Annotated in this window: 17 protein-coding genes; 9 read left to right on the top strand and 8 right to left on the bottom strand. The window is 36.8% G+C overall.

The window, feature by feature from the left end:
* Positions 1-3: 3 nt before the first annotated feature.
* The 6 genes from ACGH47_RS07625 to ACGH47_RS07600 all read left to right on the top strand — a co-directional run bounded on the left by ACGH47_RS07625 (position 4) and on the right by ACGH47_RS07600 (position 5,575).
* Positions 4-612 (top strand): CDP-alcohol phosphatidyltransferase family protein, encoded by a 609-nt coding sequence (locus ACGH47_RS07625; protein ID WP_411623125.1) that lies wholly within the window; start codon positions 4-6, stop codon positions 610-612.
* A gap of 13 nt (positions 613-625) precedes the next feature.
* On the top strand, positions 626-2,377 hold the full coding sequence (locus ACGH47_RS07620; protein WP_411623124.1) for a bifunctional alpha/beta hydrolase/class I SAM-dependent methyltransferase: 1,752 nt from the start codon (positions 626-628) through the stop codon (positions 2,375-2,377).
* A 12-nt stretch (positions 2,378-2,389) separates the two neighbouring features.
* The gene (locus ACGH47_RS07615; protein WP_411623123.1) at positions 2,390-3,706 is read left to right on the top strand and encodes a phosphatase PAP2/dual specificity phosphatase family protein; all 1,317 of its coding nucleotides are present in this window, start codon (positions 2,390-2,392) and stop codon (positions 3,704-3,706) included.
* Complete coding sequence (locus ACGH47_RS07610; RefSeq protein ID WP_411623122.1) at positions 3,693-4,178, top strand: hypothetical protein; 486 nt, start codon at positions 3,693-3,695, stop codon at positions 4,176-4,178. Before ACGH47_RS07615 ends, ACGH47_RS07610 begins: the two co-directional genes overlap by 14 nt.
* A gap of 58 nt (positions 4,179-4,236) precedes the next feature.
* Entirely contained in the window at positions 4,237-5,175 is a 939-nt protein-coding gene (locus tag ACGH47_RS07605) for a phosphatidate cytidylyltransferase (protein WP_411623121.1), read from the top strand.
* A gap of 136 nt (positions 5,176-5,311) precedes the next feature.
* Positions 5,312-5,575 (top strand): HPr family phosphocarrier protein, encoded by a 264-nt coding sequence (locus ACGH47_RS07600; RefSeq protein WP_065558280.1) that lies wholly within the window; start codon positions 5,312-5,314, stop codon positions 5,573-5,575.
* Between the two features lie 124 nt (positions 5,576-5,699).
* On the opposite strand, the gene ACGH47_RS07595 is transcribed toward ACGH47_RS07600, so the two are convergent.
* Complete coding sequence (locus ACGH47_RS07595; RefSeq protein ID WP_411589746.1) at positions 5,700-7,061, bottom strand: APC family permease; 1,362 nt, start codon at positions 7,059-7,061, stop codon at positions 5,700-5,702.
* Positions 7,062-7,793: 732 nt separating this feature from the next.
* Positions 7,794-9,479, bottom strand: a complete 1,686-nt coding sequence (locus ACGH47_RS07590; RefSeq protein ID WP_411623120.1) for an amidohydrolase — start codon at positions 9,477-9,479, stop codon at positions 7,794-7,796.
* 148 nt (positions 9,480-9,627) lie between these two features.
* Here ACGH47_RS07590 and matP point away from each other — a divergent pair, with 148 nt between their 5' ends.
* The 3 genes from matP (at position 9,628) to cysB (ending at position 13,863) form a co-directional block, all read left to right on the top strand.
* Positions 9,628-10,092, top strand: coding sequence for a macrodomain Ter protein MatP (gene matP, locus ACGH47_RS07585; RefSeq protein WP_220215114.1), 465 nt, complete (start codon positions 9,628-9,630; stop codon positions 10,090-10,092).
* Between the two features lie 29 nt (positions 10,093-10,121).
* Positions 10,122-12,722 (top strand): type I DNA topoisomerase, encoded by a 2,601-nt coding sequence (topA, locus tag ACGH47_RS07580; protein ID WP_411623119.1) that lies wholly within the window; start codon positions 10,122-10,124, stop codon positions 12,720-12,722.
* Between the two features lie 169 nt (positions 12,723-12,891).
* Positions 12,892-13,863, top strand: a complete 972-nt coding sequence (gene cysB, locus ACGH47_RS07575; protein ID WP_411623118.1) for an HTH-type transcriptional regulator CysB — start codon at positions 12,892-12,894, stop codon at positions 13,861-13,863.
* Positions 13,864-13,945: 82 nt separating this feature from the next.
* Here the strand turns inward: cysB and hisIE are convergent, their stop codons facing one another.
* Genes hisIE through hisC form a run of 6 tightly spaced genes read right to left on the bottom strand, consistent with a single transcriptional unit; the run spans position 13,946 to position 18,800 of the window.
* Positions 13,946-14,572: a bifunctional phosphoribosyl-AMP cyclohydrolase/phosphoribosyl-ATP diphosphatase HisIE gene (gene hisIE / locus ACGH47_RS07570; RefSeq protein WP_411623117.1), complete on the bottom strand. Its 627-nt coding sequence runs from the start codon at positions 14,570-14,572 to the stop codon at positions 13,946-13,948.
* Complete coding sequence (gene hisF / locus ACGH47_RS07565; RefSeq protein WP_411589751.1) at positions 14,566-15,342, bottom strand: imidazole glycerol phosphate synthase subunit HisF; 777 nt, start codon at positions 15,340-15,342, stop codon at positions 14,566-14,568. The genes hisIE and hisF overlap by 7 nt, the downstream gene beginning before the upstream one ends.
* Positions 15,324-16,076 (bottom strand): 1-(5-phosphoribosyl)-5-[(5-phosphoribosylamino)methylideneamino]imidazole-4-carboxamide isomerase, encoded by a 753-nt coding sequence (hisA, locus tag ACGH47_RS07560; RefSeq protein ID WP_411623116.1) that lies wholly within the window; start codon positions 16,074-16,076, stop codon positions 15,324-15,326. Before hisA ends, hisF begins: the two co-directional genes overlap by 19 nt.
* Before the next feature lie 2 nt (positions 16,077-16,078).
* Positions 16,079-16,666 (bottom strand): imidazole glycerol phosphate synthase subunit HisH, encoded by a 588-nt coding sequence (hisH, locus tag ACGH47_RS07555; RefSeq protein ID WP_220215109.1) that lies wholly within the window; start codon positions 16,664-16,666, stop codon positions 16,079-16,081.
* Entirely contained in the window at positions 16,666-17,733 is a 1,068-nt protein-coding gene (hisB, locus tag ACGH47_RS07550) for a bifunctional histidinol-phosphatase/imidazoleglycerol-phosphate dehydratase HisB (RefSeq protein WP_411623115.1), read from the bottom strand. Before hisB ends, hisH begins: the two co-directional genes overlap by 1 nt.
* An 8-nt stretch (positions 17,734-17,741) precedes the next feature.
* Positions 17,742-18,800 carry a histidinol-phosphate transaminase gene (hisC, locus tag ACGH47_RS07545; protein ID WP_411623114.1) on the bottom strand — a complete coding sequence of 353 codons (1,059 nt, stop codon included), beginning with the start codon at positions 18,798-18,800 and terminating at the stop codon, positions 17,742-17,744.
* Position 18,801: the final 1 nt, after the last annotated feature.

The following is an 18,801-nucleotide window of genomic DNA, read 5'->3' as shown; positions in this document are numbered from 1 at the left end:
TTTGTGTTATCAATTTATCAATTAAAATCACGATTTCAATCGTTACTTCGTCCCTGCGTTGAGAAATTCTATAGTGCGAACATTACCGCAAATCAGGTCACTTTATTCGCTTGTATAGGCTCTATTTTTATCGCCTTGATTGTGAGTTATTTTATTGAATATCTTTGGCTATTTTTCTTAATTCCAGTATGGATGTTTATTCGAATGGCGCTCAACGCCATTGATGGCATGTTAGCACGAGAGTATCATCAAAAATCTAATTTGGGCGCATATTTAAATGAAATAACGGATGTTATTTCCGATTGTGCGCTATTATTAGTATTTATTCAGGTGCCAAGTGTCAATACTGGTTTAGTGATATTGATTGTGTTACTGTCTTTTTTAACTGAATATAGTGGTGTTTTAGCGTTACTAATTGGTGCATCCAGACGGTATGACGGTCCAATGGGAAAAAGCGATAGAGCTTTTATTTTTAGCTTAATCAGTTTAGGTATTGCTACCGGTTTGTTACCATTGAATTGGATAAATGCGTTATTAGGGATAATTATTTTTTTACTCATATGGACGACTGTGAATCGAATTCGAAAAGGTTTGCAAGAAGCTAAAATTTAACAAGGAGTTGTCGATGCGTCAACAGCAACAAAAAACATTCACAAGCCATGATGGTTGCCAAATATTTTATCGCTACTGGCCTGCAATAGATGGCGATATCCAACCCAATCAAGCGATTGTGCTTTTTCATCGTGGACATGAACATTCTGGTCGAATAGCGCATCTTGCCGACGAACTTGAATTACCTAATTTTCACATTTTTGCATGGGATGCCCGAGGTAATGGACAATCAGAAGGTAAACGAGGCGATGCCCCCAATTTTGCTACGCTGATCAAGGATGCGAATGCTTTTATTGAACACATTATCCAAGAATATAGTTTAAGACAACAAGATATTGCAATTATTGCACAAAGTGTGGGTGCCGTCATTGCGAGTGCTTGGGTGCATGATTATAACCCCAATATTCGAGCCTTAGTACTAGGAGCGCCTGCTTTTCGTGTAAAACTTTATGTTCCTTTGGCCGTGCCTGGTTTAAAATTATTATATAATCTGAAAGGTAATTTTTTTGTTAATAGTTACGTTAAATCTGGATTATTGACTCATGACAAACAACGAGCAGAATCATTTAATCAAGATCCATTAATCACTCGACCAATTTCAGTCAGATTGCTACTTGATTTATATTCTGTAGCTGATCGTATTGTTAAAGATGCTAATGCAATAACAGTGCCGACTCAAATACTTGTTTCTGGTTCTGATTTTGTTGTCAGACGCAAACCTCAGAAACAGTTTTATGAAAATTTAGGTACCACTCAAAAAGAATTTCATATCTTGCCTAATTTTTATCATGACACGTTTGGTGAACAAGAACGCCATATCGCTATTGAAAGAGCAAGGCGTTTTATTATAGGGTGCTTTGCAAATCAACCGAATATTCCTTCTTTGGTTAACGCAGATCTTGTCGGTTACACTAAGCAAGAAGCCGATAATTTATCATTGCCTGTGAAGGGAATAGTTAAACCTCTTTACTGGAAATTCATCAAAGCTAATTTGAAATATGCCAGTAAAATTTCTGATGGTATCAAACTTGGAGTTGAAACTGGGTTCGACTCAGGTAGTACATTGGATTATGTTTATCGTAATCAACCTTCAGGAAGTTCAAAATTAGGTCAGTTTTTTGACTATATTTATTTGCAATCAATGGGTTGGCGAGGAATTCGGCAACGTAAAATACATCTTGAAGAATTATTAAAATTAGCCATATCGCAATTACAAAAACACGATAATATCGTCAATATTGTTGATATAGCAGCAGGTCATGGACGTTATGTTCTTGAGACAATTAGTCAATTAGCCATGAAACCTGATTCAGTACTCCTTAGAGATTATAGCGATATTAATATTCGTGATGGTCAAAATTTGATTACTGAATTAGGCTTAAGTCACCTTGTACAGTTTGAAAAGGGCGATGCTTTTAACAGACAGCAGTTAGCTGACCTATCGCCTAAACCAACATTAGCTGTCGTTTCTGGTTTGTATGAATTGTTTAGTGATAATTCATTATTACGTGAATCTTTATCGGGTTTAGCGGATGCTATCCCCAAAGGTGGATATTTAATTTATACCAATCAACCTTGGCATCCTCAACTTGAGTTTATTGCCCGAGCATTAACTTCACATCGTGACGGGCAGCCATGGATAATGCGCAGACGCACACAGCTTGAAATGGATCAACTTGTCATGGCAGCAGGCTTTCGAAAAGTCACAATGCGTATTGATCAGTGGGGGATTTTTACGGTGTCATTAGCTCAGCGCATTGATTAATTGATTAATGTTATGATGAAGCAGTGTTCTATTCAATTAAACATTAAAAAATGTTTATGGCTTATCGGGTTAACAGTATTCTTCTTTGCTAGTTACAATTTTAGCAATGCATTCACAGCTGAACGTAATGATGTCAGTAGCATTGTTTTTGATTGGGAAACGCTCATACCACTTTGGTCATGGACGATTGTGCCCTATTGGTCGATAGATTTAATGTATGGACTTGCTATATTACTAGCAAAATCGAATCAGTCATTAAAAATACTTTGCTTTAGATTATTAACCGCACAAATTATTTGTGTCTGTTGTTTTCTTCTTTTCCCACTTAAATTCAGTTTTGATCGTCCAGCTATGGACGGATTTTTTGGTTTACTTTTTGATTTTCTTATGGGATTTGATAAACCTTTTAATCAAGCCCCATCATTACATATCACATTACTTATTATTTTATGGCAGTTCTATGCTAATTATTTTCAGACTTTTTTCCGTAATATTTTGCATATTTGGTGTTTGTTAATTGCGCTATCGGTATTAACAACCTGGCAACATCATTTTTTTGATATCCCAACAGGTGTATGGGTAGGTTGTTTGTGTATTTGGTTATGGCCTAATAATGGAATATCGCCATTAAAATGCACGTCTTTATCAAAACAGTACCGTTGGGCTTTTATTTATTGTTGTTTAACTCTGTTAACCATGGGTTTGGCCATTTATATGAAGGGGTGGGGACTTTGGCTATTTTGGTTTTCTGGGGCATTTTTGTTGGTCGCGCTTAATTATTTATTGATAGGTGCAAAAGGATTTCAAAAACAATCTAACGGACATTTTTCACTCGTCGTTATTATATTATATTTGCCTTATTTTATCATTATGTGGATCAATTCACGTTTATGGACGTTTAAGCACCAACCAAACAATTTCATTGAAGATAACGTTTTTTTAGGTAGAATTCCTTCAACCTACAATCTGAAACACAATCAATTTACAACTATTGTTGATTTATGTGCAGAACTGCCGATAGGTCAATTTAAAGGTAATTATATGCTAATGCCAATTTTGGATATGACACCGCTCACGCAAGCGCAATGTCAAATGACGGCTGAAATCATTGAACAATATCGACTCCAAGGTCGATTGTTAGTCTGCTGTGCATTAGGTTATTCAAGAAGTGCGACAGCAGTTATCGCGTGGTTGTTGTGGACTAATCGAGCCAAGAATGTTGATGATGCGATAGCTAAGGTAAGAACATGTCGGCGTAATATTGTTATTTCAACCAGACAACGGTTAATATTAATAGAATGGAGCAGAAATCTACATGCTGAAATCTGATCATAATAGAAAACAGTTTCAGACCAATCAAACTGAAATTGTGACATTGTGTAGTTTGCTTTCTTTAAGTAAGCTAATTAATATTTTTTCTGGGTTATTAACAATTTCTGCTCTGGTCATTGGCTTTATTTATCTGTTAATTAATGATTCAAATCTGATAAGTTTAATCTGTTTTTTTGTTTTTATTTTAGGTTTAATAAGTCAATATTATGCACTTAGGACTACTTTCGATATCAAACTTTTTGAATATTTGACGCCATATATCCATGAACCCTCAATAGTGTTGAAAGAGTTAGATCATGCGCTTGTAAAATTAGGTTTAATTAAATCTGATTTTTCTAAATCTCGAACAATGTATGAGCGCGAAAAAGGGACATTACGACTTTTCAAAATTCAAATAGTGACAGTGATGATCCAACTTTTACTCTTTATGGGCGGATTTGCCAGTCGTATTATTTATAATTTATTGTAAAATGATTTCAACATTCATTTTTAAAGTATTAAAAAAAATCAGCAATTTGAGGAAATAGATGTCTAACTATCAATACCATACTTTATTGTTATTTTTGGGCGTTACTCTATTTTTAATCGTTGCGTCGTTAATTGGTCTCACGTTAAAACATCGAATTCGATCACCTAATCGGGTTATTGATAATTTAAATACTCGCATTAATGCGTGGTGGGTCATGGTAGCGATTTTAGGTACTGCTTTTTTGATCGGAAAATTAGCCGTCATTTTTTTATTTTTCGTGGTATCGGGTTTAGCATTACGAGAGTTTCTTAATCTGACCAGTATTAGCCGAGATGATTATTACGTTTTAATATTTGCTTTTGGAATAGCGTTGCCGGCGCAATATATTTTAGTTGCTGTTTCATGGTATGGTCTATTTAGCATATTCATTCCAGTATTTGGTTTTTTAATTCTTTCTATTTTAGCCACAATTACCGGATCCTCATTTAAATTCTTAGACAGAACGGCCGAAGTACAATGGGGATTAGTCATCACCGTATATAATATCTCTTGTGTGCCTGCCTTATTGTCACTCCAAATTGATAACTATCACGACCGAAATTTATTACTTATTGCTTTTTTGGTGTTAGTTGTTCAAATGTCAGATGTTTTGCAGTATGTCTTTGGTAAATTATTTGGTAAACATAAAATTAGCCCTAATTTATCACCATCCAAAACAGTGGAAGGATTTATTGGTGGCATAGTTACAGCCAGTTTTATTGGTAGTTGTCTGTTTTGGATTACGCCATTTAGTTTTATTCAAGCTGGTTTAATTTCACTCATGATCACCTTGCTAGGATTTTTTGGCGGATTAGTTATGTCTGCCATAAAGCGTGATAGGGGGGTAAAAGATTGGGGTAACCTAATTGGCGGACATGGTGGTGTACTTGATCGTTTTGATTCAATCTGTTTTGCAGCGCCTGTTTTTTTTCATGTAGTTAGATATTATTGGGCATAAAATAGTATTAAGTTTAAATTAATAAAAAGCTTTGTATAAATTATAAAAATTTATATCTAAAAATGAGCAAAACAGATTATTTTATGATATAAATACTAGGTATTGTATTAACTTAAGATAGAAAGAAGGACTTAGTATGTTAAAAGAGCAAATGGTAGTAAAAAATTCAACCGGTCTTCATGCGCGCCCAGTAACGGCATTAGTCAAATTAGCCGGTCGCTATAAATCATCAATTGAGCTTGTTTATAACGACAAAGCAATTAAACTAAAAAGTATGATGGGGCTGCTAGGAGCAGGTGTAAAAGGTGGTTCAACTGTTGAAATCATCTGTGATGGAGAAGACGAGCAAGCTGCAATGGATGAAATCCGCGAATTATTTGCTACTGGTTTTGGTGAATAATTGATAAATCTTTATCAAAACAGAATGTTATAAACATATATATTCCGTCGACTTAGGTCGACGGAATGGTTTTAAAAGGGCGAGAACTGAATACTTTTAAGTAGAACTATTTAAAAAAATTAAGCTAATCTTTGATGATTGAATTTAATTCGTGTGGATCAATAGATGGCAATAATTTTGTAAAACCCTTAGTTAAATATATCAGATAGAAAAATCCAATAGCGAGCCAAATTAAACCAACTATCATGGCTGTCGCATCTAAACTAGTCCACAACCATAAAGAAAGTAAAACACCAATTGCCGGTAAAAGACCATATTTGATGATTAACGCGAATGTTTTGGTTTGACCTTCACCTAAATAGCTTTTAATTACACATAAATTGACAAAAGTAAATGCGACTAACGCCCCAAAGCTAATCATTGAAACAACCAATGTTAAACTTAACACCAACGATAATAATGAAAAACATGCTACAAATATTATAGATAAATAAGGTGTTCTAAAACGAGGGTGGATACGATAAAAGATCTGCTTTGGTAATACGCCTTCACGACCCATTGCATAGAAGATCCGTGAAACACTGGTTTGTGCAGTCATTGCAGAGGCAAACACACCTGTTAAATAAGCCGCTTGGAAGAAGTTATACATAAACTCTCCACCTAACCGGCTAATATCACCCACACGACGAACAACTTCTAAACTTGCGGTATCTTTATTTTCTGCAAAATCAGTCCAATTTGGATAGGCTAAATGAGCACAATAAGAAACGACTAAAAAGATACATCCAGCAATAAGGACAGTCCAGATAATTGCTCTTGGTAGCGATTTTTGGGCATCATTCGATTCTTCAGCTAATGTCGCAATAGCATCAAACCCTAAAAAAGCCAAACATAATATTGCTGCACCAGATAGTAATCCGCTAAAATCGCCAGCATTAACTGATAATGGTTTCATCATAGCATCAGGCGTTAAATTAACGTTTGTAAATGTCAAAAAGATAAATAAACCGATAAAAATCATTTGAATGATGATCAAAGTGAAATTAACCGAATTAATTAGTTTAATTCCCAAATAATTGAGTAAACTTACGCCAATTAAAGATCCTAAAACAAATACGGGTGCAGGAATCGCTGGAAACGCTTCGTTTAAATAAATACCTAAAACCAAATAATTTAAAATTGGTAAAAAAAGGTAATCTAAAATTTGAGCCCAACCAACCAAAAAACCGACTTTTCCACCAAAAGTACGTTGTACATACGAATAGGCTGAACCAGCAATTGGTAGCTTATTGGCCATACGGCAATAGCTCAATGCTGTGAAAAAGATCATTGCTAGAGTGATAATATAGGCTATAGGTAAGTGTCCATTACTTGTAACAGTGACTTCCCCATAAGTGGTAAAGATCCCCAAAGGAACCATATAAGCTAAACCAAATGCAATCAATGCAGGTGTGGTTAAAACTCGTTTCATTTTTATTGCGGACATGACTAACTTTGCTCCTCTGTCCCAAAAAACAATAAAAAACTACTAAGTATAGTTTTGCCTTTTTACCCGCTAAAAGCGGCAGGGAATTCTCCCATATTATTATAATTATGCAAGTTAATTTTTATTATATTGACATTAAATTATGCAAATTTTGAATTAGATCATTCAATATGAATTATTTCTAAACAAATCTTAATAAAAATAGATTATTTAAACTCGTAGGCGTGACCTATATTTAGGTTCAGCGTTCTATTATAGATAAGCATAGAAGGATAAGAAATTGAAAAAGCCAAGGTAATTTGTTCATAAAATATATTGTATTTTAAATTGGAGAAAAAGAGATTATTGTGGATTTGATATAAAGTAGTGAAAAAAATATTTTTAGGAAAATTATTGTTTAAAGTTTTCCTAATAAGAGTGATATTTTGGATGAATGTTTTAAAATGTAAGAAAATTTGAATAAAAAGTAATTTTGATTTCCCTTGTTACAGATATGCAACCAAAGCATTTACCATTATTCTTACTTTCAGTACTGATTGCTAATGTATATAGTAATTAAATTATTAAAACTAACAAGAAACTAATTATCCGTTCTAGGTGGGGAACAGCTTGCTTATCAGCTAACGTACCTATTATTCATATAAACGATAAAGACGTAATGACTAAACAAAAATAAAGCCAACGGTTAGGTTGGCTCTATTTTTTAAAACAATCTATCTAAAGCTATAGTTTTTACGAGTCTTGTTGATAAACTGTTTTACCACCAACAATAGTCGTTAATACTTTCACATTTTGCATATCGGTTGCTGGAATGGTAAATGGATTGCGATCTAAGATGATCAAATCAGCAAATTTACCTTTTTCAATTGAGCCAATATAGTCATCTTGTTTTAGCACATAAGCAGCGCCAATGGTTGCGCAGCGTAAAACTTCGGTCGCGGTTAAATTACGGTCACTGTTTAAACGTGGGTGCTGTGCATCAATTTGTCGGGTCATGGCTATTTGAAAATCATACCATTCATTTAATGGATCAATTGGCCAATCGCTACCAAAGGCGCAGTTGACGCCTGCATCGATATATTGCCCGTGGGCTTCTAAACCGTAATAGCGCTTTTCGCCAAATAGTGTTTGGTATTGTTCAACCATAGCCGCACTACAGCCTGCCCATTGGAATGAAAACACTACACATGCATTTAATTGCTTATACCTTGCATATTGATGCGCAGCACTAAGTTCATTGTGCGCCGTGCTAGGGCGGATATCGGCATCAGGTAATGCTTGGCGCATTTTTTCAATTGCATCAAGCACTACTTCAATGGCACCTTCACCAACAGTATGCATATGAGGATGAAAACCGGCACGAGAGGACTCTAAAATTAAAGCATTTAGCATCTCAGTTGAATAGTACAAATCACCATAACGATCTTTTTCATCTTCAAGTTGATAAGGTTGTAATAGTCTTGCTGTCATTAATGGTGCTTGCATTACCCCGTCAACAAACAGTTTAGTATGTGAAATTTTAATACCGGGCTTAGGTTGCCAATTTTTATCATCATAACGGTTTGCAAACTGTTTAACTTTTTCGAGTAATGCCGGAATAGCTTCAATGGATGTCACATCATCTGGCGGTAACTCTCGTGCACCAAATAACCGAATGGTAAGTTGATCTTGCTGTTGCAACTTCAAAAAGGCATCGGCTTGCGTTTCAGTTATCCGTGCGTCCATCACGGCTGTTACGCCTTGTTTGTTTAATTCTGCCTGTGCTAATTTAGCAATATGTGCGGCTTGTTCTTCCGTCAATTTTGATATGCTATCAAAAGCTCGCATAGCCGGTGCATCTTCTAAAATGCCATTAAGTTCACCGTCTTGTGTTCTGCCTATTTTTCCATCTGTCGGTTCGGGTGTGTTTCTATCCAAACCAAATTTTTGCAACGCAATACTATTAGCAACTAACGTATGACAATCGTTAGAAAAAAGGATTACCGGTCGCTGAGTATTGAGTTTATCCAGATCGAAGCGGGTAATATCGGTACCAATTGGTAACACTTCTTGCCTTAACCAGCCTCGAACTTGTAGCCATTGTGTGCTATTATTCTGACTGTCTTTATCCAAGTGTTTTTGAATAATTGCTAAAGTATCCTCAACGGTTAAACTTTGATAATTCAAATTACATGAGGTCAATTGCATGCCACCCCAAAAAGTATGAAGGTGTGAGTCGATTATCCCCGGCATCATCGTTTTACCATGAAGATCGTAAATTGCTGTATCATTATCAACATAGTGATGGCTATTTATTTCATCTGTGGAGCCAGTTGCTATTATGTAACCATTTTTGATTGCTATCGCTTCACAAACTGTATCTTTTTTATCTGCTGTATAAATATAGCCATTAATATAAATAACATCAGCTTTAACCATTATTTTTGATTCCTTAAATAAAGAACGATATAAAAGGTGAACGATACCAGATTTATAAAAAATTTGTCAAATGCAATAATTTTCTTTATTGTGTAAAACGATTATGCTACATATAATCTCTATAGTTACAGCGTCACAAGGTGAACAAATGAAATATCAACAACTCGAAAACCTTGAATGTGGTTGGAAGTGGCACTATTTAGTAAAAAAACATCTAGAGGGCGAGCCAATAACTCGCTATATTGAAAAAAGTGCTGCTCAACATGCCGTAAATGAGTTATTACTGTTAGAACATAATCCAACAAGCGTTGTTGATTGGATAAAATCGCATTTGAATCCCGATCTAGATAATCGCATGAAGCAGACTATACGGGCAAAACGAAAACGACATTTTAACGCAGAACAACAATATACACGGAAGAAGTCCATCGATTTGGAATTTTTAGTTTGGCAACGCTTAGCGAATTTAGCTAAACGCCGTGGTTGTACATTGTCACAAACCATTACGCAACTAATTGAAGATGCTGAGCAAAAAGAACAATATGCGACAAAAGTATCAACAATAAAAGATGATTTACTGTCACTTCTTGATGTGAAGCGTAACAGTAAATAACACAAACTACAGGATAAATAGGTTTAATTATGGGAAAATCCCTTGTTATTGTGGAATCACCAGCTAAAGCAAAAACAATTAATAAATATCTTGGCAAAGAGTATGTTGTAAAATCAAGTGTGGGGCATATTCGAGATTTACCCGTTAGTGGTAGTAGCCAACGCTCTGAGAAAACGACTAAAGATAAAGCCGAGAAGAAAGTAAAACGCTCAGAAAAAGAAGCGTTAGTCAGTCGCATGAGCGTGGATCCTTACCATGGTTGGAAAGCACATTATGAGATTCTACCCGGTAAGGAACGTGTTGTATCAGAACTTAAAAAATTAGCTAAAGATGCCGATATGATTTACCTCGCAACCGACTTGGATAGAGAAGGGGAAGCTATCGCCTGGCATTTAAAAGATGTGATTGGTGGCGATGACAATAAGTACCGTCGTGTAGTATTTAACGAAATTACGAAAACAGCCATTAAAAATGCATTTAATAAACCATCTATGTTAGATATGGATCGGGTAAATGCTCAGCAGGCTCGTCGCTTTATGGATCGGGTTGTGGGCTTTATGCTTTCGCCATTACTTTGGAAAAAAGTGGCTCGAGGTTTATCCGCGGGGCGTGTCCAATCGGTTGCTGTTAGACTTGTCGTTGAACGTGAGCGTGAAATTCATGCCTTTATTCCCGAAGAGTATTGGGATCTGTATGCTGATTTAATGACCCAGAATAAAGCGCAATTAACGTTACAAGTGACACATTATAAAAATGAAGCATTTGAGCCAAAAGATAAAGTAGCGATCGATATTGCATTGGCTGAACTTAATAAAAGCCAGTACCATGTTACCAATATTGAAGAAAAACCAACCAAAAGCAATCCGACAGCACCCTTTATTACCTCCACTTTGCAACAGGCAGCAAGTACCCGTTTAGGGTTTGGTGTTAAAAAGACGATGATGTTAGCTCAGCGTCTTTATGAAGCAGGTTACATCACCTATATGCGTACGGATTCAACCAATTTAAGTCAAGATGCATTGACTATGGTGCGTGATTATATTGGTCAGAATTTTGGGGATAAATACCTGCCAAAATCTGCCAATGTTTACAGTAGTAAAAAGAATTCGCAAGAGGCGCATGAAGCCATTCGTCCATCTGATGTAACAATACTGGCTGATAAGCTTAGCGATGTTGACGCTGATGCGTGCAAACTCTATCAACTTATTTGGCGACAGTTTGTTGCTTGTCAAATGACCGCTGCCGAATACAATTCCACCACAATCACTGTAAAAGCGGGAGATTTTATTTTAAAAGCGAAGGGACGTACATTACGCTTTGATGGTTGGACAAAAGTGCAACCTCAATTATCAAAAAATAGTGACGATAAAATTTTACCGGCGGTTAATGTTAATGACAAATTGGATTTAATTAGCTTAAATCCGAATCAACACTTTACTAAACCACCTGCACGTTATAATGAAGCGTCATTAGTAAAAGAGCTTGAAAAGCGTGAAATAGGACGACCATCAACTTATGCAACGATCATTTCAACTATTCAAGATCGGGGCTATGTACGTTTAGATAATCGTCGTTTTTATGCTGAAAAGATTGGTGAAATTGTTACAGATCGCTTAAATGAGAATTTTAATGATCTTATGAGCTATGATTTCACGGCACGCATGGAAGATGCACTGGATGAAATTGCCAATAAAAAACAAGAATGGCGAGAAGTACTCGATCAGTTTTTTAGTGATTTTAGTAAACATCTGGAAATTGCTGAACAAACGCCAGACAAAGGGGGAATGCAATTAAATCCTTTAGTCTTAACGCCAGAAATAACCTGTCCAAATTGTGGACGTGAAATGGGCATTAAAACGGCTGGAACGGGTGTGTTCCTTGCTTGTTCCGGTTATGCATTACCGCCTAAAGAGCGTTGTAAGCAAACAATTAACTTAATCCCTGAACATGAAACCCTAAATATTTTAGAAGAGTCAGAAACAGCCGAAACTGATGCGTTAAGAGCTCGTAAGCGTTGTCCTAAATGTCACACGGCAATGGATAGTTATCTGCTTGATAATGAACGAAAACTACATATTTGTGGTAATAATCCAATTTGTGATGGATCGCTTGTTGAAAAAGGTAACTTCAAAGTCAAAAGCTATGAAGGCCCTATTATTGAATGTGAAAAATGTGGATCTGAAATGCATCTCAAATCAGGACGTTTTGGTCTATACATGGGATGTACCAATCCAGATTGTAAAAATACGCGTAAGATCTTAAAAAATGGTGATGTTGCACCGCCAAAAGAAGATCCGGTCGATTTGCCTGAACTTAAATGTACTAAGTCAGATGCACACTTTGTACTACGTGATGGTGCATCGGGAATCTTCTTGGCTGCACACAATTTTCCAAAATCAAGGGAAACACGTGCACCATTGATTGAAGAGTTACAGCGTTTTAAAGATCGTTTACCCGAAAAATTTAAGTATTTAACTGAAGCACCAAGTAAAGATCCTGATGGTAACCCATCTATTGTGCGTTTTAGTCGTAAAAGCAAACAGCAATATGTCACATCAGAAGTAAATGGCAAATCAACTGGTTGGGTAATGCAATACGTCGACGGCAAATGGATCAATAGTAAAAAATAGGTAAGAACGCCTGAATGATTGTTAATATCATTCAGGTTAAGTATACGTTTTAGTATAAAGTCGTGAGTTTGTTTGTGCTAAAGTGTGAAAGGAATTACCTTATAATTTCCCTCTTTTTTAATACGTATTAATCAAGAGGGAAGTGTATAGAGTTAAAGGAGCCTTTGTCATGAAATTGCAACAATTACGTTATATTGTCGAAGTGGTGAACAACGATCTCAATGTTTCGCTAACCTCCGAAAAACTTTATACATCGCAGCCTGGTATAAGCAAACAGATTAAATTATTAGAGGATGAATTAGGCGTCCAAATTTTTACCCGTGTAGGAAAACATCTTTCAGAAGTGACACCGGTAGGCGAAAAAATCATTGCATTAGCTAAAGAAATCCTCAATAAATCGAAAGATATCAAAATCATTGCTAAAGAGTTCAGTCAGCCAAATCAAGGTTCTTTAACCATCACAACAACCTATACGCAAGCCCGTTATACCTTGCCAGTTGTCATCCAAAAGTTTATGCAACAGTATCCACATATTATTTTGCACATGGAGCAAGGATCGTCTAAACAATGTCTATTGCAAGCGCAAACCGGTCAAGCTGATTTTGCGATAATTACCGATCTTTCGCAGTTAAGTGATGATATGATCGCTTTACCTTGCTACCATTGGAATCAAGCTGTGATTGTCATGAAGGATCATCCTTTGGCTAAAAGTAATATGATTTCAATTGAAGAGTTATCAAAATATCCTTTAGTCAGCTATGATTTTTCTAATGATGGATCAGATTTAAATCAGGCGTTTATTAATGCCAAACAATTACCCAATATTGTATTTAGCACAACTGATGCGGATTTAATTAAAACTTATGTTAAATTGGGTGTTGGGGTCGGCATTGTAGCGAAAATGGCAGTCAATGAAAACATCGATAGCGATTTTGTCGTGCTTAATGCTGGTCATATATTTCCTTATAGTACAACTTATATTGCCTTTGCTCGGTCACTCTTTTTACGTAGCTATATGTACGATTTCATCAGTCAATTTTCACCCCATTTAAATAGACAAACGGTCGATAGACTGATTCTTTGTGATAACAATGTTGAAGTACAAGCTATGTTTAATGGTGTGAAATTGCCAATTTGTTAGGTCATTGATGACTGACATTCGGTAAATTATTCCGAATAAATATTGAGTAAAGTGCGAGGTTTTCGCACTTTATTGTATCGTTTTATTTGTGTCTAGCTTTTAGTATACCGATAACATCTTGAAGGGACAGATTTTGATCTTGTAATAAAACTAACAAATGATAGATCAGATCCGCTGACTCATTTTTAAGTTCTTCTCGGTCATGTACGGTGGCAGCCAGTGCGGTTTCAACGCCTTCTTCGCCCACTTTTTGCGCTATACGCTTGGTGCCATCATGATAAAGTTTTGCGGTATACGATGACTGAGGATCGGCATTTTTACGTGCAGCAAGCAACTGTTCTAATTGATATAAAAACCCCCATTCCGTTTTTGCCTTAGCAAAGCAACTGTTGCTACCGGTATGACACGTAGCGCCAATTGGATCAACTAAAATCAGCAGGGTATCATTATCACAATCGGTTGAAATGTTTTTTACATTTAAAAAATGTCCTGAGGTTTCGCCTTTCGTCCATAGCCGATTTTTAGTTCGAGAATAGAAGGTTACTTTACCAGTAGTTTGGGTTTGTTTAAGGGCTTCTGGCGTCATGTAGCCAAGCATTAATACATCACCTGAAACATAGTGTTGAATAATAACAGGCATTAAGTTATTTACTTTTTGCCAATCAAGCTGACTCGCGTCTAATTGGTTGTCTGAATTGGAAACTAACATAATCGAATCTCTACTCCGTGGTTAGCTAAATACTGTTTAAGTTCTGCAATATTGATAATTTGTTTATGAAATACTGACGCAGCCAAAGCACCATCCACACCAGCATCTTGAAAAGCATCTAAAAAGTGCGCCATTGTGCCTGCACCACCTGAAGCAATTAATGGAACATGACAAATTTTGCGTATCGCTTTGAGTTGTTTAAGATCATACCCATGACGAACGCCATCTTGATTCATCATATTGAGTACGATTTCACCGGCGCCTCGTTTCTGCACTTCCTTAACCCAATCTAGGGTATTCCATTTGGTTGCAACGGTACGTTTTTCATCGCCCGTAAATTGATAGACATGGTAGTTGTCAGTTTCTTGGTCGTACCAAGTATCAATCCCAACTACAATACACTGCACACCATAACAATTGGCTAACTCCGTAATTAAATCGGGGTTAGCTAAAGCAGGGGAGTTAATCGATATTTTATCCGCACCAAAGGTTAATATTTGCCCAGCATCTTCGACGGTTTTAATACCGCCAGCCACACAAAAAGGAATATCAATCACTTCTGCAACTTTGGCAACCCAACTTTTATCGACCACACGCCCGTCAGAAGATGCTGTTATGTCATAAAAAACCAATTCGTCAGCACCTTCTTCAGCATATCTTTTGGCTAGAGGTACAATATCGCCGATGATCTCATGATTGCGAAACTGTACCCCTTTGACCACTTGACCGTCACGAACATCTAAACAAGGGATTATCCTTTTTGCCAGCATGAAATTGCCTCCTGAACTGTAAATTTACCTTCAAGCAATGCTCGACCGACAATCACACCGGCAACACCACTTTCTTGTAGTGCTTGAACATCTGTTAATTGTCCGATTCCCCCCGATGCTTGAAACGCGATTTGTGGAAATTGTTGACTTATTTCTTGATAAAGTTTGACATTGGAACCACTAAGTGTCCCATCTTTAGATATATCGGTACAAAGCACATGTTTCAAACCATAAGGTAGATAATCGTCAATCACCTGCTCAAGTGTTTGGTTCGAATTCTCTTGCCAACCATGAATAGCGACATATTTGTTACCTTGCTCATCAATTCGTACATCGAGCGCTAACACTAATGCATCTGCACCATAAGTGTTAAACCATTGCTTAACGAGTTGAGGTTGTTTAATGGCTGTTGAACCGATGACTACTCGAGTGGCGCCGGCGGCAAGTAGGGCTTTAATATCGTCTTCTGTACGAATACCTCCACCGACTTGAACGGGAACTTGTACACCAGCAATTAAGGTTTTAATCAAGGATATTTGGCGAGTGTTGGGATCTCTTGCGCCGGTTAAATCAACAAGATGTAATAGTTTGGCTCCTTGTTTTTGATAGTCTTGTAATCTCAGTAGTGGGTTATTGCCATAATCACGTTTGAGATCATAATCACCTTGATGTAATCGAACAACAGTGCCATCGATTAAATCCAGTGCAGGTATGATAGTAGGATAGGCACTCATGACTACATCTCCAGAAAGTTTTTGAGCAATTTTGCACCGGCTAAGCCAGAACGCTCGGGATGAAATTGTACACCGTAAAAGTTGTCTTTTTGCACGGCAGCGGTAAAGTTTTCGCCGTAATTGGTTTCTGCAATAGTTGCTGAGCATAATGGCATCGCGTATCCATGAACAAAGTAAAAATAAGCACCATCTGGAATATCTCGAAATAGATGATGTCCGGCTTTCGGGTAGACTTTATTCCACCCCATATGAGGCAGTGGTAGTCCACAATCGGGGATTTTAATGACTTTTTCGTTTATTATTCCCAATGTATCAACATGACCTTCATTACTGTACTGAGCCAATAATTGCATGCCAAGGCAAATACCTAAAACAGGTTGAGTACACACTTTAATAAGCTCGACTAAGTTGCGTTCTTTTAATTTCTGCATTGCAGCTGAAGCTGAACCAACACCCGGTAACAAAAGCTTATCAGAGTTAAGCACGATATCAGGTTCCAGACTGATAATAGGTTGGTATCCTAATCTTTCAATCGCATATTTAACCGAAGAAAGATTAGCGCAACCCGTATCTAAAATCACAATGTTCATTACAACACTCCTTTTGAACTGGGTAATCTGTCACTTTCGATTTTGATTGCTTGTTTTAACGTTCGGGCAAAAGCTTTAAATAGACTTTCCACTTTATGATGATCGTTATCGCCTTCGGTATCGATATGTAGGGTAATACCCATGGCATAACTTATGGAGTAAAAAAAGTGTTCAACCATTTGCGTACTCATATCGCCCACCTTTTGATGAGAAAATTGCGCATTGAATTTCAAATAAGGACGACCAGATATATCCATTGAACATTTCGCTAAACATTCATCCATAGGAATTACCGACGCATAGCGAGCAATACCTCGTTTATCGCCAAGGGCAATTTTCAACGCTTCGCCTAAAGCAAGTCCTGTGTCTTCAATAGTATGATGATCATCAACATGCAAATCACCTTTCACTTGGATATTAAGCTTAATTCCTCCATGGGTCGCAATTTGGTCTAGCATGTGATCAAAAAAACCAATGCCAGTATTGATTTGGCTTCCACCCTGTCGGTCTAACCAAACTTCAACCAGTATGTTGGTTTCTTTTGTGTGTCGTTCAACTTTTGCATAACGATCGGCTGTTGTTAATCGTTGCGCAATCTCGCTCCAATTTAAATGTGTTGGATGATAATGGAGTCCATTAATTCCCATATTTTCAGAGAGTTGTATATCTGTGACCCTGTCACCTATCACATAGCTATTGGTTTTGTCTAATTTACCGCTAGACAAATAAGGTAGCACTAATTGAATTTTGGGTTTTCGACATTGGCAATTATCTTCAGGAAAATGCGGACAGATAAGTACTTCTTCAAAGTTCACGCCTTGTGATTGAAAGATTTGCATCATTAGATTATGTGGACCATCAAAATCAGCTTGTGGGTAGCGACTGGTTCCTAGTCCATCTTGATTGGTCACCATGACCAATTTAAAGCCTGCGGCTTGTAGTTTGAGTAACGCCGGTATGACATTAGGCTCAAAAGCAAGCTTTTCAAAACGATCAACTTGGAAATCAATAGGCGGTTCAGTAATTAAGGTACCATCCCGATCGATAAATAAATATTTTTGTAACATGATGACTCCTATTCTATCGTTTTAAGTGCTGTTATAACCGCATCACATTCAACTTGAGTACCAATGGAGATGCGTATAATGTTTTTTTGACCCATTGATTTACTTTGATCGCGTAAAATAATTCCTTGATTCCAAAGGTTAGTAAAGACATCTTTATCATCTTGAAATTTAACACACAAATAGTTAGACCAGCTTGGGTAAACTTTTTCAACCAGGGATAATTGGGTGAGTTGATCGGCAAATTTTTGTTTTTGGTCATTAAGGTATTGAACATTTAACTTCATCGTATTGATACCGTCTTTACTCAGTGCTTGTGCGGCAATATCTGCTACAGGTGTGGCTAATGGATAAGGGGCAATGACTTTTTGAAGAGTATCAATGACGGGTTTGTTCGCAATCGTAAATCCACAGCGTAACCCTGCTAATGCAAATGCTTTAGATAAAGTTCGTAAAATCACTAAGTGTGGATAATTAGTTAGCCAACTGACTACCGATGATTGTGGTGAAAATTCAATATAAGCTTCATCAATAACAACTAAAGCACGGTCTTGGACCATATTAAGCAGGGATTTAATATCTTCAGCGTTGATTAAATTACCAGTTGGATTATTCGGTGAACAGACATAAATTAACTTAACATTCTCAAGATTTTGTTCAATACCGTTAAGATCGAGTTGCCAATCTTTTGTTGTCGGAACGATCTTAGTTTTTATACCCAATGTTTCAGCACTAACTTGGTACATACCATATGTCGGCGGACAATATAAAATACTATCTTGTTCAGGCTCGCAAAATGCTCGCATCAAAAGTTCAATCGCTTCATCTGCTCCTCGACTGACAAGTAATTGATCAGGTTGTACACCGGCATATTGTGCATAGCCCCTGATCACTTGCTGTGGTTGCGGTTCCGGATAACGATTTAATGTTTGCTGTGTTAATTCAAAATCTGGCGCAATAGGGTATTCATTCGCATTGAGCCAAACATCACCTTGACCGCCAATACGTCTGGCGGATTGGTAGGGTGTCAATTTTTGTACGTTTTTTCTCACTAATTGATTAATATCCATT

The sequence above is a fragment of the Gilliamella sp. CG16 genome (assembly GCF_046635785.1).
GTDB classification, from domain to species: Bacteria; Pseudomonadota; Gammaproteobacteria; order Enterobacterales; family Orbaceae; genus Gilliamella; species Gilliamella apicola_I.
The sequence above is the reverse complement of the archived record's forward strand: the minus strand, read 5'-3'. Positions and strand labels throughout refer to the sequence as shown.

Coding starts and splice junctions, on each gene's coding strand:
- ACGH47_RS07620 (WP_411623124.1), top strand. CDS start 626: ATGCGTCAACAGCAACAAAAAACATTCACAAGCCATGATGGTTGCCAA.
- ACGH47_RS07615 (WP_411623123.1), top strand. CDS start 2,390: ATGATGAAGCAGTGTTCTATTCAATTAAACATTAAAAAATGTTTATGG.
- ACGH47_RS07610 (WP_411623122.1), top strand. CDS start 3,693: ATGCTGAAATCTGATCATAATAGAAAACAGTTTCAGACCAATCAAACT.
- ACGH47_RS07605 (WP_411623121.1), top strand. CDS start 4,237: ATGTCTAACTATCAATACCATACTTTATTGTTATTTTTGGGCGTTACT.
- ACGH47_RS07600 (WP_065558280.1), top strand. CDS start 5,312: ATGTTAAAAGAGCAAATGGTAGTAAAAAATTCAACCGGTCTTCATGCG.
- ACGH47_RS07595 (WP_411589746.1), bottom strand. CDS start 7,061: ATGTCCGCAATAAAAATGAAACGAGTTTTAACCACACCTGCATTGATT.
- ACGH47_RS07590 (WP_411623120.1), bottom strand. CDS start 9,479: ATGGTTAAAGCTGATGTTATTTATATTAATGGCTATATTTATACAGCA.
- matP (WP_220215114.1), top strand. CDS start 9,628: ATGAAATATCAACAACTCGAAAACCTTGAATGTGGTTGGAAGTGGCAC.
- topA (WP_411623119.1), top strand. CDS start 10,122: ATGGGAAAATCCCTTGTTATTGTGGAATCACCAGCTAAAGCAAAAACA.
- cysB (WP_411623118.1), top strand. CDS start 12,892: ATGAAATTGCAACAATTACGTTATATTGTCGAAGTGGTGAACAACGAT.
- hisIE (WP_411623117.1), bottom strand. CDS start 14,572: ATGTTAGTTTCCAATTCAGACAACCAATTAGACGCGAGTCAGCTTGAT.
- hisF (WP_411589751.1), bottom strand. CDS start 15,342: ATGCTGGCAAAAAGGATAATCCCTTGTTTAGATGTTCGTGACGGTCAA.
- hisA (WP_411623116.1), bottom strand. CDS start 16,076: ATGAGTGCCTATCCTACTATCATACCTGCACTGGATTTAATCGATGGC.
- hisH (WP_220215109.1), bottom strand. CDS start 16,666: ATGAACATTGTGATTTTAGATACGGGTTGCGCTAATCTTTCTTCGGTT.
- hisB (WP_411623115.1), bottom strand. CDS start 17,733: ATGTTACAAAAATATTTATTTATCGATCGGGATGGTACCTTAATTACT.
- hisC (WP_411623114.1), bottom strand. CDS start 18,800: ATGGATATTAATCAATTAGTGAGAAAAAACGTACAAAAATTGACACCC.